Source organism: Nocardioides cremeus (genome assembly GCF_030518195.1).
GTDB classification, from domain to species: Bacteria; Actinomycetota; Actinomycetes; order Propionibacteriales; family Nocardioidaceae; genus Nocardioides; species Nocardioides cremeus.
The window spans coordinates 17201-31809 of the sequence record NZ_JAULSC010000016.1 but is presented as its reverse complement, the minus strand read 5'-3'; the positions used below and the strand labels follow the sequence as shown (position 1 = coordinate 31809).

19 protein-coding genes and 1 tRNA gene are annotated in these 14609 nt (G+C 72.4%); 2 read left to right on the top strand and 18 right to left on the bottom strand.

Features of this window, described 5'->3' with window-relative positions:
* Positions 1-715: 715 nt before the first annotated feature.
* The 5 genes from QWJ41_RS14820 to QWJ41_RS14800 all read right to left on the bottom strand — a co-directional run bounded on the left by QWJ41_RS14820 (position 716) and on the right by QWJ41_RS14800 (position 3339).
* Positions 716-1900, bottom strand: coding sequence for an AAA family ATPase (locus tag QWJ41_RS14820; protein ID WP_302709177.1), 1185 nt, complete (start codon positions 1898-1900; stop codon positions 716-718).
* A gap of 38 nt (positions 1901-1938) precedes the next feature.
* The gene (locus QWJ41_RS14815) at positions 1939-2367 is read right to left on the bottom strand and encodes a hypothetical protein (RefSeq protein WP_302709176.1); all 429 of its coding nucleotides are present in this window, start codon (positions 2365-2367) and stop codon (positions 1939-1941) included.
* Positions 2364-2666: a hypothetical protein gene (locus QWJ41_RS14810; RefSeq protein ID WP_302709175.1), complete on the bottom strand. Its 303-nt coding sequence runs from the start codon at positions 2664-2666 to the stop codon at positions 2364-2366. Before QWJ41_RS14810 ends, QWJ41_RS14815 begins: the two co-directional genes overlap by 4 nt.
* A 128-nt stretch (positions 2667-2794) precedes the next feature.
* Positions 2795-3103 (bottom strand): helix-turn-helix domain-containing protein, encoded by a 309-nt coding sequence (locus QWJ41_RS14805; protein WP_302709174.1) that lies wholly within the window; start codon positions 3101-3103, stop codon positions 2795-2797.
* On the bottom strand, positions 3100-3339 hold the full coding sequence (locus tag QWJ41_RS14800; protein ID WP_302709173.1) for a helix-turn-helix domain-containing protein: 240 nt from the start codon (positions 3337-3339) through the stop codon (positions 3100-3102). The genes QWJ41_RS14805 and QWJ41_RS14800 overlap by 4 nt, the downstream gene beginning before the upstream one ends.
* A gap of 146 nt (positions 3340-3485) precedes the next feature.
* On the opposite strand from QWJ41_RS14800, the gene QWJ41_RS14795 reads away from it, so the two are divergent.
* Both QWJ41_RS14795 and QWJ41_RS14790 read left to right on the top strand, forming a co-directional pair.
* Positions 3486-4112, top strand: coding sequence for a hypothetical protein (locus QWJ41_RS14795; RefSeq protein ID WP_302709172.1), 627 nt, complete (start codon positions 3486-3488; stop codon positions 4110-4112).
* A gap of 5 nt (positions 4113-4117) precedes the next feature.
* The gene (locus QWJ41_RS14790) at positions 4118-5401 is read left to right on the top strand and encodes a tyrosine-type recombinase/integrase (protein WP_302709253.1); all 1284 of its coding nucleotides are present in this window, start codon (positions 4118-4120) and stop codon (positions 5399-5401) included.
* A 16-nt stretch (positions 5402-5417) separates the two neighbouring features.
* Here the strand turns inward: QWJ41_RS14790 and QWJ41_RS14785 are convergent.
* The 13 genes from QWJ41_RS14785 to QWJ41_RS14725 all read right to left on the bottom strand — a co-directional run bounded on the left by QWJ41_RS14785 (position 5418) and on the right by QWJ41_RS14725 (position 14607).
* Positions 5418-5491 (bottom strand) — tRNA-Pro (locus tag QWJ41_RS14785).
* Between the two features lie 98 nt (positions 5492-5589).
* On the bottom strand, positions 5590-6954 hold the full coding sequence (gene der / locus QWJ41_RS14780; RefSeq protein ID WP_302709171.1) for a ribosome biogenesis GTPase Der: 1365 nt from the start codon (positions 6952-6954) through the stop codon (positions 5590-5592).
* On the bottom strand, positions 6951-7730 hold the full coding sequence (locus QWJ41_RS14775; RefSeq protein ID WP_302709170.1) for a lysophospholipid acyltransferase family protein: 780 nt from the start codon (positions 7728-7730) through the stop codon (positions 6951-6953). Before QWJ41_RS14775 ends, der begins: the two co-directional genes overlap by 4 nt.
* Positions 7727-8440, bottom strand: coding sequence for a (d)CMP kinase (gene cmk / locus QWJ41_RS14770; protein WP_302709169.1), 714 nt, complete (start codon positions 8438-8440; stop codon positions 7727-7729). Before cmk ends, QWJ41_RS14775 begins: the two co-directional genes overlap by 4 nt.
* A gap of 11 nt (positions 8441-8451) precedes the next feature.
* Complete coding sequence (locus tag QWJ41_RS14765; RefSeq protein WP_302709168.1) at positions 8452-9534, bottom strand: prephenate dehydrogenase; 1083 nt, start codon at positions 9532-9534, stop codon at positions 8452-8454.
* Positions 9527-9916: a chorismate mutase gene (aroH, locus tag QWJ41_RS14760; RefSeq protein ID WP_302709167.1), complete on the bottom strand. Its 390-nt coding sequence runs from the start codon at positions 9914-9916 to the stop codon at positions 9527-9529. Before aroH ends, QWJ41_RS14765 begins: the two co-directional genes overlap by 8 nt.
* A gap of 65 nt (positions 9917-9981) precedes the next feature.
* Positions 9982-10737 carry a pseudouridine synthase gene (locus QWJ41_RS14755; protein ID WP_302709252.1) on the bottom strand — a complete coding sequence of 252 codons (756 nt, stop codon included), beginning with the start codon at positions 10735-10737 and terminating at the stop codon, positions 9982-9984.
* Positions 10738-10790: 53 nt separating this feature from the next.
* The gene (gene scpB / locus QWJ41_RS14750) at positions 10791-11423 is read right to left on the bottom strand and encodes an SMC-Scp complex subunit ScpB (protein WP_302709166.1); all 633 of its coding nucleotides are present in this window, start codon (positions 11421-11423) and stop codon (positions 10791-10793) included.
* A complete protein-coding gene (locus QWJ41_RS14745; protein WP_302709165.1) occupies positions 11420-12334 on the bottom strand; it encodes a segregation and condensation protein A in 915 nt (304 codons plus the stop codon). Before QWJ41_RS14745 ends, scpB begins: the two co-directional genes overlap by 4 nt.
* Before the next feature lie 8 nt (positions 12335-12342).
* On the bottom strand, positions 12343-12660 hold the full coding sequence (locus QWJ41_RS14740) for a hypothetical protein (RefSeq protein WP_439117336.1): 318 nt from the start codon (positions 12658-12660) through the stop codon (positions 12343-12345).
* Positions 12661-12662: 2 nt separating this feature from the next.
* The gene (locus tag QWJ41_RS14735; RefSeq protein ID WP_439117335.1) at positions 12663-13562 is read right to left on the bottom strand and encodes a ParA family protein; all 900 of its coding nucleotides are present in this window, start codon (positions 13560-13562) and stop codon (positions 12663-12665) included.
* Between the two features lie 348 nt (positions 13563-13910).
* A complete protein-coding gene (locus QWJ41_RS14730; RefSeq protein ID WP_302709163.1) occupies positions 13911-14204 on the bottom strand; it encodes a GNAT family N-acetyltransferase in 294 nt (97 codons plus the stop codon).
* 25 nt (positions 14205-14229) lie between these two features.
* A complete protein-coding gene (locus QWJ41_RS14725; RefSeq protein ID WP_302709162.1) occupies positions 14230-14607 on the bottom strand; it encodes a hypothetical protein in 378 nt (125 codons plus the stop codon).
* Positions 14608-14609: the final 2 nt, after the last annotated feature.

Genomic DNA, 14609 nt, shown 5'->3' with positions numbered 1-14609 from the left:
CACCGGGCGAGCACGATCGCGAAGCTGAGCGTGCTTCGCCGCGCAGACCACTCGACAGCGGCCGCCTCCCGGTGCTCGGCCAGGTCCGACGCCACCCGACAGGCTGGACAGTGCGGCGCCTTCCGCCGTGAACCGGTCATCACCGACCACCCGCCATCCGCTGGGCCCGCCGGCGAGCACGGGTCGCCTCGCGAGCCACCGCTGCGCGTCGCTGCCGCGCCTGCCGCGCACGTGCCCGGTGCCGCGGCCACTGGTCGCCCGAGCGCACCCGCGGTCCAGGCATCGACGGGGTCGACTCCCCCGACATCATCGCGACCACCCGGCCACGCTGGCGGCGCGCCCCTCTCTCGGCATCAAGAGGCCACCCACCTGACCTGCGCCGACAGGCCACGTGCGTGCAGCGTGCGTGCACCGGCTCGAGCTCGCCACGCCCGCCCGCCCGGCGCCCCATCGCTGTCCTTCAGCCTGGCTCGACCACGCGTGCGGGGAGCCTGCAAATCGCGAGGTCGACGCCCCCTCACGGACCGCGCCTCGAGTGGTGGTGTTGGGGGTGTCTCGTGAGGGTGTCTCGTCTCGGTGTCTCACCGTCTCACTCCTAAGGGTCGTGAGACGGGTGAGACGGTAGTGAGACGACGGTTGAGACGGGTTGAGACGGTGTGAGACACCGCAGGTCAGAGGGGGGGTGGGGTGTTGAGACGGGGTGAGACGGGGCGTCTCATTCATGGTGGTCCTCCGGGGTCGGTGTCTCACTGGGTTCTGGGGTGGGTGATCCGTCTTTGGCGATGGGTGGGATTTCCCAGTAGCCGGCCTTCTTGGTGCCGGTGTTGGTGATCTGGCCGAGGTCTTCGAGGGCGGCGAGTGCGCGGGCGAGGGTGGCTTTGGCCATGCCGGTGGCTTCGCGGAGGTCGGCGGGTCGGGCGCCGTCGCGGAAGGTGTAGCGCAGGGCGTCGAGGACGGTGAGCTGGTGCTCGTTGCTGACGGTGGGGGTGGTGCCGCGGGTGCTGTGGCTGAGGGTGAGGGAGCCGAGGGTGCGGGTGGCGGTGAGGTGGAGGATGCGGCCGTCTGCTCCGTCTTTCATCTTGGTGAGCTCGAGGGCGAGGGTCATGTCGTCGCGCTTGGCGGACCAGACGAAGTCGGCGTCGTCTTCGATGCCGGAGTAGCCGCGGGTGTCGTGGTCGCCCTTGTCGGTGTGGGCGACGGTGAGGACGCTGCCGCGGTCGGTGGCCTGCTTGATCTTGTCGAGGTTGTCGATGACCAGGCCCATCTCGCTGCTGTTGCCGTCGGCGGCGCCGGAGACGCGGCGCAGGGTGTCGACGATGACCAGGCCGTAGCCGCCTTCGGTGACGTGCTCGAGGAGGTGGGGGAAGGCGGGGCCGGGCTGGTGGAGGTTGAGGGCGGTGGCGCGGACGGTGAGCATGTTGGCGGGGACGCTGCGCTGCCAGGCGTACTCCCAGGCGTCGATGCGGGAGCGGAGCCCGTGGGCGCCCTCCCCGGCGATGTAGAGCACGCGGACGGGGTCGGGGGTGTCGTGGCCCTGCCAGGTCTTGCCGGTGGCCAGGGAGCAAGCCCAGTCGATCGCGACGAAGCTCTTCAGCGACTGGTCGCGGCCGCGGAGGATGCCGTAGGAGTGTCTGGGGATGACGCGCTCGATGAGGGGCTCGGGGGTCTCGAGGGTGTCGAGGGCGAGGCGGTCGAGGTAGAGGTCGGCGAAGTTGGTGTCGGTGGCCTTCTCTGCCTGCACCCGGGCGCGTGCGGCCTCGAGGATGCGGAGGTCGTCGGCCTTTCTGGCGATCTGCGTCTGGAGCCAGGACTGGCGGTCGGACTCCTCAGCTTCGGCGTCGAGCTGGGCGCGCACGTCGTCGGGGATGCTGCCTTCGGCGTCGGGAGGCTCGGCTGCCATCGGAATGTCGTCCCAGGTGGGCATGGCGTCGGTATGGGTCACGCTGCGGTGCCTCGTCCCTGCTCGTCCTCGAGGCGCTGGTGGGCCTGGTCGAGGCGGTGCTGCTCGTCGGGGGTGATGGTCAGCGATGCGGTGGCTGCGGCCAGGTGCCAGGTGGCGGCCCCGTCTGCACCGGTGGCGCGGCTGCGGCAGGCGACGGCGGCGCTGATCGTGCGAGCAGCGCGCGCGTCGAGCTCGGCCTCGGTGGCGCGTCCGGTGTAGTCGGTCTCGCGGGGGGCAGCCCACTCGAAGAGCAGCGCCCGGCGCATCCATGTGGCGGCCCAGGCCTCCGACCAGGCGTCTTGGAGCAGGCGAGCGGCGAGCTGGGCGGTGCGCTGCTGGGTGTCGGCGGGCCCGTAGTACTGGGCGCGCGCCTCGGCGAGCTGCTGCTCGAGTTCGCGGATGCGTCGGCGGGCGGGCGTACTCATGCGACGCGTGCGGTGATCAGGGTGCGAAGCTCGCACGTCCAGCTGGTGGTGGCGCCGGGTGTCCCCACTACGTCGAGTGCCAGGCGGGCCCGCGCGGCGGAATCTGCGAGTAGCTGCAGCACTCTGAACCAAGAGGCGAGCGGCTGGTCGCCGACGATGATCTCGACCCGGGTCCCTGGCCAGGCTTGGGCGAGCTCGGCGGCCTGGTGGGCGGCGGTCTGCTCGTCGGTCGTGGTGAGGTCGAGACGGATGGTGCTGGCGACTCGTGGTGATGGACTGGTTCTGACCTTGGCGGGCATGATGGTTGCGGAGCTCCTCGTGCTGGAGGGGTTCGGATCGGGTGGGCGGGCGCCGCGGGGTGGCGGCGCCCGTCGTGCTGTCCGTGGTCGGCCGCAAGGTCGAGGACGCCGGCCGCGGGGGGCGTGAGTCAGGCAGCTGGCTTCGGCGGATCGTGCGGCTGGTCGGGGTCGAAGCCGACGAGCTCGAGGAGCTTGGGCACGGGGACGACGAGCCGCTGGCCGAGCCGTAGCGTCGGCAGCTCGCCGCGTCGGGCCGCGGCGTAGGCGGCACCGCGACCTATCCCGAGGTACCGGCCGGCCTCAGGGATTGAGACCGTCAGCTTGCCGGCAAGTTCTGTGGGAGGCCCCCACGCCATTTCGTCACTGACCGCGTGGTCGGCGAGCCCCCGGGTGGGGACGTGCCCGGCTTCACCGGCGAGTGCCAGGTTGGACATCACGCGACCTCCTGTCGAAGGGCATCGAGCAGGTCGACCCAAGTAGCCAGCTCGGCGGGACGCGGGCGTGAGGTGCCCGCCTCCCATCGGGCCAGCGTGGTGCGGTCTACCCCGAGCGCGGCAGCGAGGCGCTCTTGGGTGAGGCCCGCTGCCCGGCGGATCTCGCGTGCGGTCGGTCCCGTTGTCAGCTCCCTGGCGCGCCGCACCTCGGCCAGGAGGCCCTCCATCGCTGTGGTCATAGCGCCAACCCTGACCCGCCGCGGCGTGAAATGCGACGCCCGGTGCACGTTTTCCCGTCTCGTCTCAAGTGCACAGTTTGAGACAGTCCGGCCCGATGTGCACATTGTGTTGCGTTTTCTGGGAACGCGGCGTAGCGTCCGGCTGCATGGAGAGCAGCTACGAGGTCGAGGTGCCCGCGTCGATATCTGGCATGGACTCTTGGTTCACCGTCCGCGGCGCCAACCTCGAGCACGACATCGAAGTGAAGGTCCGCATGCTCGGTCCAGACCGGCCGGCAGTCTTCGCGATCCGCATCGACGACCATCGCGAGGTCACCAGCCGGCACCTGCGGTCGCTGCGTCTGCCCGCGATCGCGCGCGCCGTCCTCGAGAAGGTCGCGAAGCTAGCCGAGGAACTCGAGTCGACAGCTGATGAGGCCGTGTGGCTGCGATCCCACACTGGTCCGCTCTACGACGCCAGGGGCGATCCGACGGCGGCCCTCGAACTTGCGGAGGAAGGCGCTGCCGCGTTGAACCTCCGCGAGTGGCTGGAGGCTGTCGAGGGAGCCAGCAGCGACCTGGAGCAGCAGTCCCGCGGGCGGGGCGCCCGGTCCGCCACCGAGGAGGACCTCCGTACCTTCGCCCGCATCTACCTCGAAGAGCTCATGCAGGACTCAGCGGGCGTCGTGAACCGTACCGCCGCCCGGGTGCACATGAGCAGACCCACCGCCTACCGATGGCTCGACAACTGCCGCGAGCAGAACTTGGTCCCGGCCAGAGAGGACGACTTGTGAGCACTATGTTCCGCCGCTGCGGCTGTCGAGACGACGCCGGCAAGACGTACGGCACGCTGCCTGACCAGGCGACCGACGCCCAGCGTGCACGTGCCTGCCCGTCGATGCTCGAGGACCCGAAGCACGGGCGCTGGTCCTTCCGGCTCTCCGCCGGCTTCGACCCGATGACGAAGAAGCGCCGCCAGGTCAACGGCGGCACCTACCCGACGAAGCGCGAGGCCCAGCAAGCCCGCAACGCCGCCGCGGTGAAGCTCGACCAGGGCAAGTGGCTGGCACCGAACCGCGACACCCTCGCCGAGTACCTCGAGAAGTGGCTGGAGCGCCGGTCCCGGGTCGGCGCCAAGGGTGGCAAGCCCCTGGCCCCCACGACGCTCGAGAACTACCGCCGGTACGCCGAGCAGGACATCACGCCGTCGCGACTCGGGAGCATGCGCCTGCGCGACATCCGCCGCGGCCACGTGCAGGCCTTCATCGACGACCTGACGGCCGCCGGCCGCGGTGCGGTGACGGTGCGCAGGATCGTCGCCGTCATCCAGGGCTGCCTCACCTCAGCCGTGCGTGACGAGATCATCGACGAGACCCCTGCGCGACTCCTCGAGCTGCCGGCAGCCGGCGGCAAGGACTTCACGCCCTGGGAAGCCGAGCAGGTCGGCGCCTTCCTCGACCACGCCGCCGAGCACCGCCTCGGCGCGCTCTTCGAGGTCGCCGTCTTCACGGGCCTGCGTCGCGCCGAGCTCGTGGCCCTCGCCTGGACCGACGTCGACCTGGCCCGCCGTGAGCTGCGCGTGCGCCGCGACACCACGAAGACGGACGCCGGCCGCCGCCGCGTGGCACTGGATGACCGGGCGATCGGGGCCCTGGTGGCCTGGCAGATCGCCCAGGGCGCAGAGAGCGCCGCGTGGGCGGCGGCGTACGCCGACAGCGGCCGAGTGTTCACCATGGAGGACGGACGCCCGCTCAAGCTGCAGTACGTGACCCGGCTCTTCGACCGGCTCCGGGCCGGCGCCGGGCTCCCGCCGATGACGTTCCACGGGCTGCGCCACCAGCAGGCGTCGCTACAGCTCGCGGCCGGCACTCCCCTGGCCGTCGTCTCGAAGCGACTGGGCCACTCGAGCGTGTCCGTGACGGCCGACATCTACAGCCACCTGCTCGAGTCCACCGAGCACGAGGCGGCCAACGCAGCGGCCTCGCTGGTGCCGGCTCGGCGGGTCCGTGCACGCACAGTGCACGCACAAGGGGGTGAGAATGAGGAAGAGGCGGTCCCCGCTCTTCGCGGGAACCGCCTCTGACCTGCTGTTACTTCGGTCGGGCTGACAGGATTTGAACCTGCGACCCCTTGACCCCCAGTCAAGTGCGCTACCAAGCTGCGCCACAGCCCGAACTGCGCGATCCGCTGCACAGCAGCGCCTCGCGACGCGTGAACACTACAACAGCCCCACCCGAGGTCCGACATCGGCACCCCGGGCGGGACCGGGGCTCAGCGCTTGCGCTTCTCGCGCACCCGCTGGTTGATCACGATGGGCGTGCCGACGAAGCCGAACTCCTCGCGCAGGCGCCGCTCGATGTAGCGCTCGTAGCCGTCGTCGAGCTTGCCGGAGGTGAACAGGACGAAGGTCGGCGGCGCGGTCGAGGGCTGGGTGCCGAACATGATCTTGGGCTGCTTGCCGCTGCGCACCGGGTGCGGGTGCTCGGCGACCAGGCGGCCCAGGAACGCGTTGAGCGCACCGGTCGACACCCGGGTCTCCCACCCCTCCAGCGCCTTGTCGAGCGCCGGCACGAGCCGGTCGACGTGCCAGCCGGTGCGGGCGGTGACGTTGATGCGCGGGGCCCACTGCACCTGCACGAGCTCGCGCTCGATCTCGCGCTCGAGGTAGTAGCGGCGCTCCTCGTCGACGAGGTCCCACTTGTTGAACGCGATGACCAGCGCCCGGCCGGCCTCGCGGACGGTCTGGAGGATCCGCACGTCCTGCTCGGAGATCGACAGCCCGCCGTCGAGCACCAGCACGGCGACCTCGGCGCGGTCGATGGCGATCGAGGTGCGCAGCGAGGCGTAGTACTCGTGGCCCGAGACCTCCTTGACCCGCTTGCGGATGCCTGCGGTGTCGATGAAGCGCCACTCGCGCCCACCCAGAGAGACCAGCTCGTCCACCGGGTCGACGGTGGTGCCGGCGACGTTGTCGACGACCACCCGCTCCTCCCCCGCCAGCCGGTTGAGCAGCGAGGACTTGCCGACGTTGGGCTTGCCGACGATCGCGATCCGCCGCGGCCCGCCCACCTCGGCGTCGCGCTCGGGCGGCGGCTCGGGCAGGGCGGCCAGCACGGCGTCGAGCAGGTCGCCCGATCCTCGTCCGTGCAGCGCCGAGACCGGGAACGGCTCGCCGAGACCCAGGTTCCACAGCCCGTACGCCTCGGCCTCGGTGCGCTCGTCGTCGACCTTGTTGGCCGCCAGCACGACCGGCTTGCCGGCCTTGCGCAGGATCCGCACCACGGCCTCGTCGGCGTCGGTGATGCCCACGGTCGCGTCGACCACGAAGAGCACCGCGTCGGCCAGGGAGATCGCGATCTCGGCCTGGGCGGCGATCCGCTCGGCGAGGCCGCGCGCGTCGGGGTCCCAGCCGCCGGTGTCGACGACGGTGAAGGCGCGCCCGTTCCAGTGCGCGTCGTACGACACCCGGTCGCGGGTGACGCCCGGGACGTCCTCGACGACCGCCTCGCGACGGCCGATGAAGCGGTTCACCAGCGTCGACTTGCCCACGTTGGGCCGGCCGATGATGGCCAGGACGGGCAGGGGGCCGTCGACGAGCGGCCCCTCGGTGGGGATGCCGTCGGCGTGCTCGGTCATGGTGCTCCTAGATCGGTGACCCCGGTGGCGGGGTCGGGTTCGAGGTCTCCTGTGGGCAGGGGGCCCGGCAGCTCGCGGCCCGTACGGGCCCGCGCAGCGTCCAGCTCGCGCGTCATGTGCGTCCACAACAACTGCGAGGTGGTCTCCACTTGTTCCTTCGTGCGCGGGAAGGCCACTGCGTCGATGGTGACGGGTCGACCGAAGACGACGTGCATCGGCGCGCCCCGGCGCGGCAGCGAGCTGCTGCGCCCACCCGGCTCGCGGGTGCCGAAGAAGGAGACCGGCACCACCGTCGCACCCGCGGCCAGGGCGAAGTAGGCCGCCCCCCGGTGGAAGCGCTGCAGGTCGCCCGGCCCGCGCCGGCCCTCGGGGAAGATCCCGATCACGCCGTCGTCGCGCAGCACCCGCAGGCAGCTGCGCGCCGCGGCCACGTCGGTGCGGAACCGGTCGAGCGGCACCTGCCCCGACAGGTGCAGGAAGCGCCCGAGCCGCCCGCTGAACATCTCGCGCTTGGTCAGCGCGTGCACGGGGCGCGGCGAGAAGATCGCGAGCAACGGCCCGTCGATCACCCCGGTGTGGTTGGCCGCCAGCACCACGGGCCCGCTCGCCGGCACGTTCTCGACGCCCAGCACCTCGACGCGGTAGCGGCGCCTGACCAGCCAGCGCGACAGCGGTCGCAGCGAGTGCAGCAGGAAGCGCGGCGGGTGCGGCTCCCCCGTCGTGCGGGGCAGGTCGGCGTGCGTGGTGCGCAGCCGCGGCGGCGGCGCGGCGCTCACGCGGGGGTCTCCACCGCCTCGACGAGGCCGACGACCAGGTCCACGACCTCCTCGAGCGTGTACGCCGTGGTGTCGAGGTGCACGGCGCCCTCGACCATCGTCAGCGGCGAGACCGCGCGCCCGGAGTCGATCTCGTCGCGACCGCGCAGCGACTTCTCCACCGCGGCGACGTCGGAACCACCCTCCTCGGCGGCCCGTCGGGCGGCACGCGCCGCCGGGTCGGCGGTGAGGTAGAGCTTGACAGGCGCGTCGGGGGCGACGACCGAGCCGATGTCGCGGCCCTCGACCACGATGCCGCGTCCCTCGGCGGCGGTCGCGATCTCGGCGCGCTGCAGCTCGACCAGCCGGGTGCGCACTGCAGGCACGGTGGAGACGGGCGAGACCGAGCCGGTGACCTGCTCGGTGCGGATCGCGACGCCCACGTCGTAGCCGTCGACGTGGATCGTGGGACCGGAGGGATCGGTGCCGGAGTCGATGACGGGCTCGGCGCAACGGGCGGCCACGGCCTCGGCGTCGTGCACGTCGACGCCGTGCTCGAGCATCCACCAGGTCATCGCGCGGTACATCGCACCGGTGTCGAGGTAGCGCAGGCCCAGTCGGGAGGCGACGCCGCGGCACGTGCTGGACTTGCCGGAGCCCGAGGTGCCGTCGACGGCCACCACGATGCCGGTCCCGTGCGTCGGGTCGGGGTCGGTCGGCTTGGTGATCACGGGCCCGCAGCCTACCGGTGCGTCACCCAGCCGCGGGATTCCAGCGACACCAGGAGCCGCTCGCCGCTGCGCTCGTCGACGACCAGCTCGACCAGGCCGGTGGGTCGGCTGGTGTCGTGGTCGATGCGGATGTCCTCGACGTTGACCTCGCTGGCCACCGCGTCGGCCAGCAGCCGGGCCAGCTCGCCGGGGTGGTCGGGCACGGTGACGAAGACCGAGACCGTGGCCGTCGCGGGCGCGCCGTGCTTGCCCGGGATGGCGCGGGTGCCGGCCACGCCGACCTCGAGCAGCTGCTCGAGGTCGCCGCGCTGGTCGGCGCCGATGGCCTCGATCATCGCGTCGAGGTCGCGGCGCAGCTCGACGAGTAGCTCGCCGACGGCCGCGGCGTTGCCGGACACGATCTGGCCGTAGAGCCGTGGGTCGCCGGCGGCGACCCGGGTCACGTCGCGCACGCCCTGCCCCGACAGCGAGAGGTGGTTGTCGGGGGCACCGGCGAGCCGGGCGGCCACCAGCGAGGACACCAGGTGCGGCACGTGCGAGATCCGGGCGACCGCCCGGTCGTGCTCCTCCGGGGTCAGCCACGCGACCACGGCGCCCACGACGCGCACCAGGTCCTCGACCAGCTCGACGGCGGCCACGTCGGCGCCCGGGTGCGGGGTGATCGCCCAGGGCCGGCCCTCGAAGAGGGTCGCGGTCGCGGCCAGCGGGCCGGAGTGCTCGCTGCCGGCCATCGGGTGGCTGCCGACGTAGCGAGCGGCGTGCCCGGCCGCCGAGGGGTCCGCGAGCACGTGCGCCAGCGGTCGTGCCTTGATGCTGCCGACGTCGGTGACGACGGCCTCGGAGGCCTGGAGCGCCGCCGTGATCACGGGCCCGAGCGCGTCGGGCGGCACCGCGACGACCACGAGCTGGGGCCGGTCGTCGGGTCGGCGGGCGCGGCCGGCGCCCAGCCCGCTCGCGGTGCGCACGTGCTCGTCGCTGCGGTCGCTGAGCAGCACCTCGAGTCCGGCGCGGCGGCAGGCCAGCGCCACGGACGTGCCGACCAGACCGGTGCCGACGACCTCGACCGGGCCGACGAGCCGTCCGGTCTCAGCCATCGGTGTCGGGCACCGAGCGCACGCGGGTCAGGTCGCTGCGCAGCGCCGCGGCGCCGTGCAGGTAGCTGTGCGTGATCTCGGCGCGCGGCAGGTCGGTCTCGACGTGCGCCATCATCCGCACCACGCGGGGCATCGACCGCTCGATCTCGAGCTCACGGGCACAGATGAGCGGCACCTCGCCGAAGCCGAGGCGCCGGGCGGCGTACGCCGGGAACTCCGCGACCAGGTCGGAGGTGGCGGTGAAGATCACCGAGATGAAGTCGTCGACCTCGAGGCCGTTGGAGGCCATCACGTCGAGCACCATCTCCGCGACCCGCTCGAGCATGTGCTCGCGCGTGTCCTCCTCGAGCTGGGTCGCGCCCCGGACCGCTCGCACCGCCACGTCTGCTCCTCGTCCTGCCTCGTCCAGCCAACCTGTCGAGGCCCCAGGCTATCGGGGCCGGGGGCTCACAGCTGCGCGCGGTCCAGCAGGCTGCCCAGCTCGGTGCGGGTCAGCTCGCGCATCTCGCCCGGCTGCAGGCCGCCCAGGCGCACCGGGCCCAGCTCGGTGCGGGTCAGTCGCAGCACCGGGTGACCGACGTGGTCGAGCAGGCGGCGCACGATGCGGTTGCGGCCCTCGTGGATGACCAGCTCGACGATGCTGCGCTCACGGTCGGTGCGGCCGTGGCTGCCCTCGACCAACCGCGCGCGGCTCACCGTCACCGGGCCGTCCTCGAGCTCCACCCCCGCCAGCAGCTTCTTGATGGTGCCGCGGTGCACCTGGCCCTCGACCTCGGCGACGTAGGTCTTGTCCACCTCGTACGACGGGTGGGCCATGCGGTGGGCGAAGTCGCCGTCGTTGGTGAGCAGGATCAGCCCGGAGGTGTCGGTGTCGAGCCGCCCGACGTGGAAGAGCCGCTCGGGCCGGTCGGCCACGACGTCGCCCAGGGTGCGGCGACCCTCGGGGTCCGACATCGTCGAGACCACCCCGCGCGGCTTGTTGAGCACCAGGTAGACGTGGGGGCTCATCGGCGGCAGCCGGTGGCCCTCGACGCGCACCACCGCGGTGCGCGGGTCGACCTTGGTGCCCAGCCTGGTGACCACCTCGCCGTCGACCTCGACGAGCCCGGCGAGCATCAGCTCCTCGCACTTGCGCCGCGAGGCCACGCCCGACTGGGCCAGCAGCTTCTGCAGCCGGACCTGTCCGTCGTCGTCGAGCGGGATCTCGCGACCGTCGTCCTCGCCGAGCGGGGCGGGGCGGTCGTGCGGCGGGCGGGTCACGGGGTCTCCTCGGTCGGGGCGGCGACGTGGTCGTCGGGCGCTGCGGTGAACCCTCCCACGCGCTCGAGCTCGTCCTCGAGGTCGGCCATCTCGGGCAGGTACGGCGCCAGCTCGGGAAGCTCGTCGAGCGAGCTGATCCCGATCCGCTCGAGGAAGTAGCCGGTGGTGCGGTAGAGGTGGGCCCCGGTGCCGGCGTCCTGACCGACCTCCTCGACCAGGCCACGCGTCAGGAGGGTGCGCATGACGCCGTCGACGTTGACGCCACGCACCGCCGAGACCCGGGCCCGGGAGACCGGCTGCTGGTAGGCCACCACCGCGAGCGTCTCGAGCGCGGCTTGGGTCAGCCGGGCCTGCTGGCCCTCGAGCACGAAGCGCTCCACCGCGGGGGCGTATGCCTCGCGGGTGTAGTAGCGCCAGCCGCCGGCCACGTGGCGCAGCTCGAAGCCGCGGTCCTGCTCGTCGTACTGCTCGGCGAGCGTCTGCAGGGCGCCGACGACGTCCTCGACGGGGTGCCCCACGGCCGTGGCCAGGGTGACGGTGTCGAGCGGCTGGTCGGCGACCATCAGCACCGCCTCCAGCGCGGGGCGCAGTGCCAGCGGCTGGGGGGTCTCGATCAGGGGGTCGCTCACGCGAGGCCCTCCTCGGGGGTGTCGGTGGGAGCGGGCGGGGCGCCCTCGAACTCGTCGGTGACCAGGGTGTCGGCGTCGACGTCGTCGTCGCCGGTCCAGCGCAGCGTGAGCACGCCCAGCGGTGTCACCTGGTCGAAGACCACGACGCCCTCGCGGAAGAGCTCGAGCAGCGAGAGGAAGCGGGCCACGGTGGTCAGGGTGTCCGGGGAGTCGCGGCACAGCGCGGCGAAGGTGGTGGTGCCGGCGCGACGCAGCCGCTCGACCACGATCGCGGCCTGCTCGCGCACCGAGACCCGGGCGGCGTGGATGTGCTGCAGCGAGACCTCGACGACCGGCTTGGGCGCCATCGCCTTCGCGGCCAGCGCCGCGAACTGCTCGAGGCCGATCCCGATGAGGACCTCGGGCAGCAGCGCGGCGAAGCGGTCCTCGAGGCCGACGGCGCGGGGGTAGCGGCGCGCCTCGTCGAGCAGCCGGCGCTCGACGACGCCGGCGACCAGCTTGTAGGCGCGGTACTGGATCAGGCGGGCGAAGAGCAGGTCACGGGCCTCGAGCAGGGCCAGGTCCTCCTCGTCCTCGACGTCGCCCTGCGGCAGAAGCCGGGCCGCCTTGAGGTCGAGCAGGGTGGAGGCGACCAGCAGGAACGACGTGGTCTGCTCCAGGTCGAGGGCGGCGTCGCGCCCGGTCGACGACGCCGTGGCCGGCGCAGTGCGCAGCGCCTTGACGTGGGCGATGAACTCGTCGGTGACCTTCGAGAGCGACACCTCGGTGATGTCGAGCTTGTGCTTGGCGATCAGGTTGAGCAGCAGGTCGAAGGGGCCCTCGAAGTTCTCGAGGTGCACGGCGAACGCGGGGCTCGCGGCGTCACCGTCGGTCTCGACGGCGCCCACCCCGGTGCTCACCCCGGTGCTCATGGTGCCGCTCACTCCTCGGCGAGGCGGCGCACCAGCGCACTGTCCTCGCCATGGGCATCGAAGTCGGCCAGCGTCATGGCCAGCGCCTCACGCACCAGCCGGCCGCGGTCGACGGCCAGGCCGTGCGCGCTGCGCAGCGCCAGGCGCGCCTGCTCGACGGCCAGCAGCTCCTCGGAGGTGATGTAGACCGTCATCTTCTCGTCGTGGCGCACCCGCCCGCTAGGGCGGGACCGCCGGGCAGGCTTGGCCTGCTCGGGCTGCGGCTCCTCCCGCCGCTCGGCCTGCTTCGGGGCCGTGGGGCGGAACAGGTCGTCGGCGGCCGGCATGCTCACCCGTCGAGCCAACGGGCCAGCACCTCCCGCGACAGCTGCCGGTAGGACTCCGCGCCCGCGGAGGACGAGGCGTAGCTGGTGATCGGCTCGCCGGCGACGGTGGAGTCGGAGAACTTCACGGTCCGGCGGATGACGGTGTGGAAGACCTTGTCGCCCCAGGCCTGCACCAGGCGGTCCATGACCTCGCGCGAGTGCAGGGTGCGACCGTCGAACATGGTGCCGAGCACACCGTCGATCTCGAGGCCCGGGTTGAGCCGCTCACGGACCTTGTCGATGGTCGTCTTGAGCAGCGCCACTCCGCGCAGCGCGAAGTACTCGCACTCCAGGGGCACGACCACGCCGTGGGAGGCGGTCAGCGCGTTGACGGTGAGCAGGCCCAGCGAGGGCTGGCAGTCGATGAGCACGACGTCGTACTGGTCGAGCGCCGGGGCGAGCACGCGCTGCAGGGTCTGCTCGCGGGCGACCTCGTGGACCAGCTGCACCTCGGCGGCCGAGAGGTCGATGTTGGAGGGCAGCAGGTCCATGCCGGGCACGCCGGAGGGCACGACGACGTCGTCGAGGGTGACGTCGCGCTCCATCAGCAGGTTGTAGACCGACAGGTCCATCTCGTGCGGGTTGAGGCCGAGACCGACCGACAGCGAGCCCTGCGGGTCGAAGTCGACCAGCAGCACCTTGCGGCCGTACTCGGCCAGCGACGCGCCCAGGTTGATGGTGGTGGTCGTCTTGCCGACGCCGCCCTTCTGGTTGCACATCGCCACGACCCGGGCCTTGCCGTGCTCGGCGACGGGGCCGGGCTCGGGGAAGTCCGGCATCGGCCGGCCGGTGGGGCCGAGGGCCGGGGTGCCGGCGTCACGGCGCGCCGGGCGCTCGAAGGGCAGGGGGTCGCTCACGGACAGATCGTCTCCGAGATCGGGGGCGGACGGCTGGGCAGGGGCCCGGACCAGTGGTGGCACCTCGGGTGCGCTGGCGCCGGCGTGACCTGCTCCGGTCCCCGGGGACATCCCACCATCGCTCATCTGCTGCTCCTCCACCGGCCCCGTCCACGACGGCACGACGACTTGTCGACCCGGTCGGCCGGGCCCGGGTTGCGGGCGAGCCTAGGACCGGGCCGGGCCGCCCACAAGCATCTGGCGAGGTTCGCCGTCGAGGTCCGGTCCGGTGCCGCGATCTGTGCAGGAGCCCCCGGTGGGGCTGCACAGGTGATCCCCCACCTGTGGAGAAATCTGTGGATGAATCTCGCGGCGTCAGCCGGCCAGCAGGTCCTGGTAGTCGGGGTGCTTGTCGATCCAGCCGGCGATGAAGGAGCACCGGGCCACGACGCTGCGCTCCCCCGCCGCGCGCACGTCGTCGAGGGCGGTGCGCGCCAGCGCGGAGCCGACCCCCTCGCCCTCGAAATCGTCGCCGACCGCCGTGTGGGTGAAGACGATGCGGGCCGGGTCCTCGGCGAGCTCGTACTGCGCCGCCCCGGCCTCGACGCCGTCGACGTGGGCCACGTAGCGCTGCTGCTCGGACTGGTCGGTCACGGTGACGTCGCTCATGCGCCCGATGCTAGGTCGGGGCCGCTCACCCCTGTGGCGTCGCGCCGACCAGGAACACCACGTGGCCGGGCTCGAAGTCGTCGTCGGCCAGCACGCGCACCCGGACGGAGCCGACCTCGACCCCGACCGTGCCGTACTCGCGGCTGTAGACGTCGCGCAGCACCAGCAGCCCCTCCGACTCGAGCTCGACGTCACCGAGCGTCATCAGGTCCTGCAGGCCCGTGGCCCGCGGATCGTCGGTGAGCTCGGCCAGGGTCGGGCCGTCGTCGACGTCGCGCACCGCGACCGCGAGGCAGTCGGGGGTCGCCACGCAGGGCGCCCCGCCGAAGGAGGTCGGCGGGGTGAAGTCCTCGCGCCCCACCAGGAGCAGGACCGAGCTGGGCGGCCTGATCAGGCGGCTCACGC

Coding starts and splice junctions, on each gene's coding strand:
- QWJ41_RS14820 (WP_302709177.1), bottom strand. CDS start 1,900: ATGGCAGCCGAGCCTCCCGACGCCGAAGGCAGCATCCCCGACGACGTG.
- QWJ41_RS14815 (WP_302709176.1), bottom strand. CDS start 2,367: ATGAGTACGCCCGCCCGCCGACGCATCCGCGAACTCGAGCAGCAGCTC.
- QWJ41_RS14810 (WP_302709175.1), bottom strand. CDS start 2,666: ATGCCCGCCAAGGTCAGAACCAGTCCATCACCACGAGTCGCCAGCACC.
- QWJ41_RS14800 (WP_302709173.1), bottom strand. CDS start 3,339: ATGACCACAGCGATGGAGGGCCTCCTGGCCGAGGTGCGGCGCGCCAGG.
- QWJ41_RS14795 (WP_302709172.1), top strand. CDS start 3,486: ATGGAGAGCAGCTACGAGGTCGAGGTGCCCGCGTCGATATCTGGCATG.
- QWJ41_RS14790 (WP_302709253.1), top strand. CDS start 4,118: ATGTTCCGCCGCTGCGGCTGTCGAGACGACGCCGGCAAGACGTACGGC.
- der (WP_302709171.1), bottom strand. CDS start 6,954: ATGACCGAGCACGCCGACGGCATCCCCACCGAGGGGCCGCTCGTCGAC.
- QWJ41_RS14765 (WP_302709168.1), bottom strand. CDS start 9,534: ATGGCTGAGACCGGACGGCTCGTCGGCCCGGTCGAGGTCGTCGGCACC.
- QWJ41_RS14745 (WP_302709165.1), bottom strand. CDS start 12,334: ATGAGCACCGGGGTGAGCACCGGGGTGGGCGCCGTCGAGACCGACGGT.
- QWJ41_RS14740 (WP_439117336.1), bottom strand. CDS start 12,660: ATGCCGGCCGCCGACGACCTGTTCCGCCCCACGGCCCCGAAGCAGGCC.
- QWJ41_RS14730 (WP_302709163.1), bottom strand. CDS start 14,204: ATGAGCGACGTCACCGTGACCGACCAGTCCGAGCAGCAGCGCTACGTG.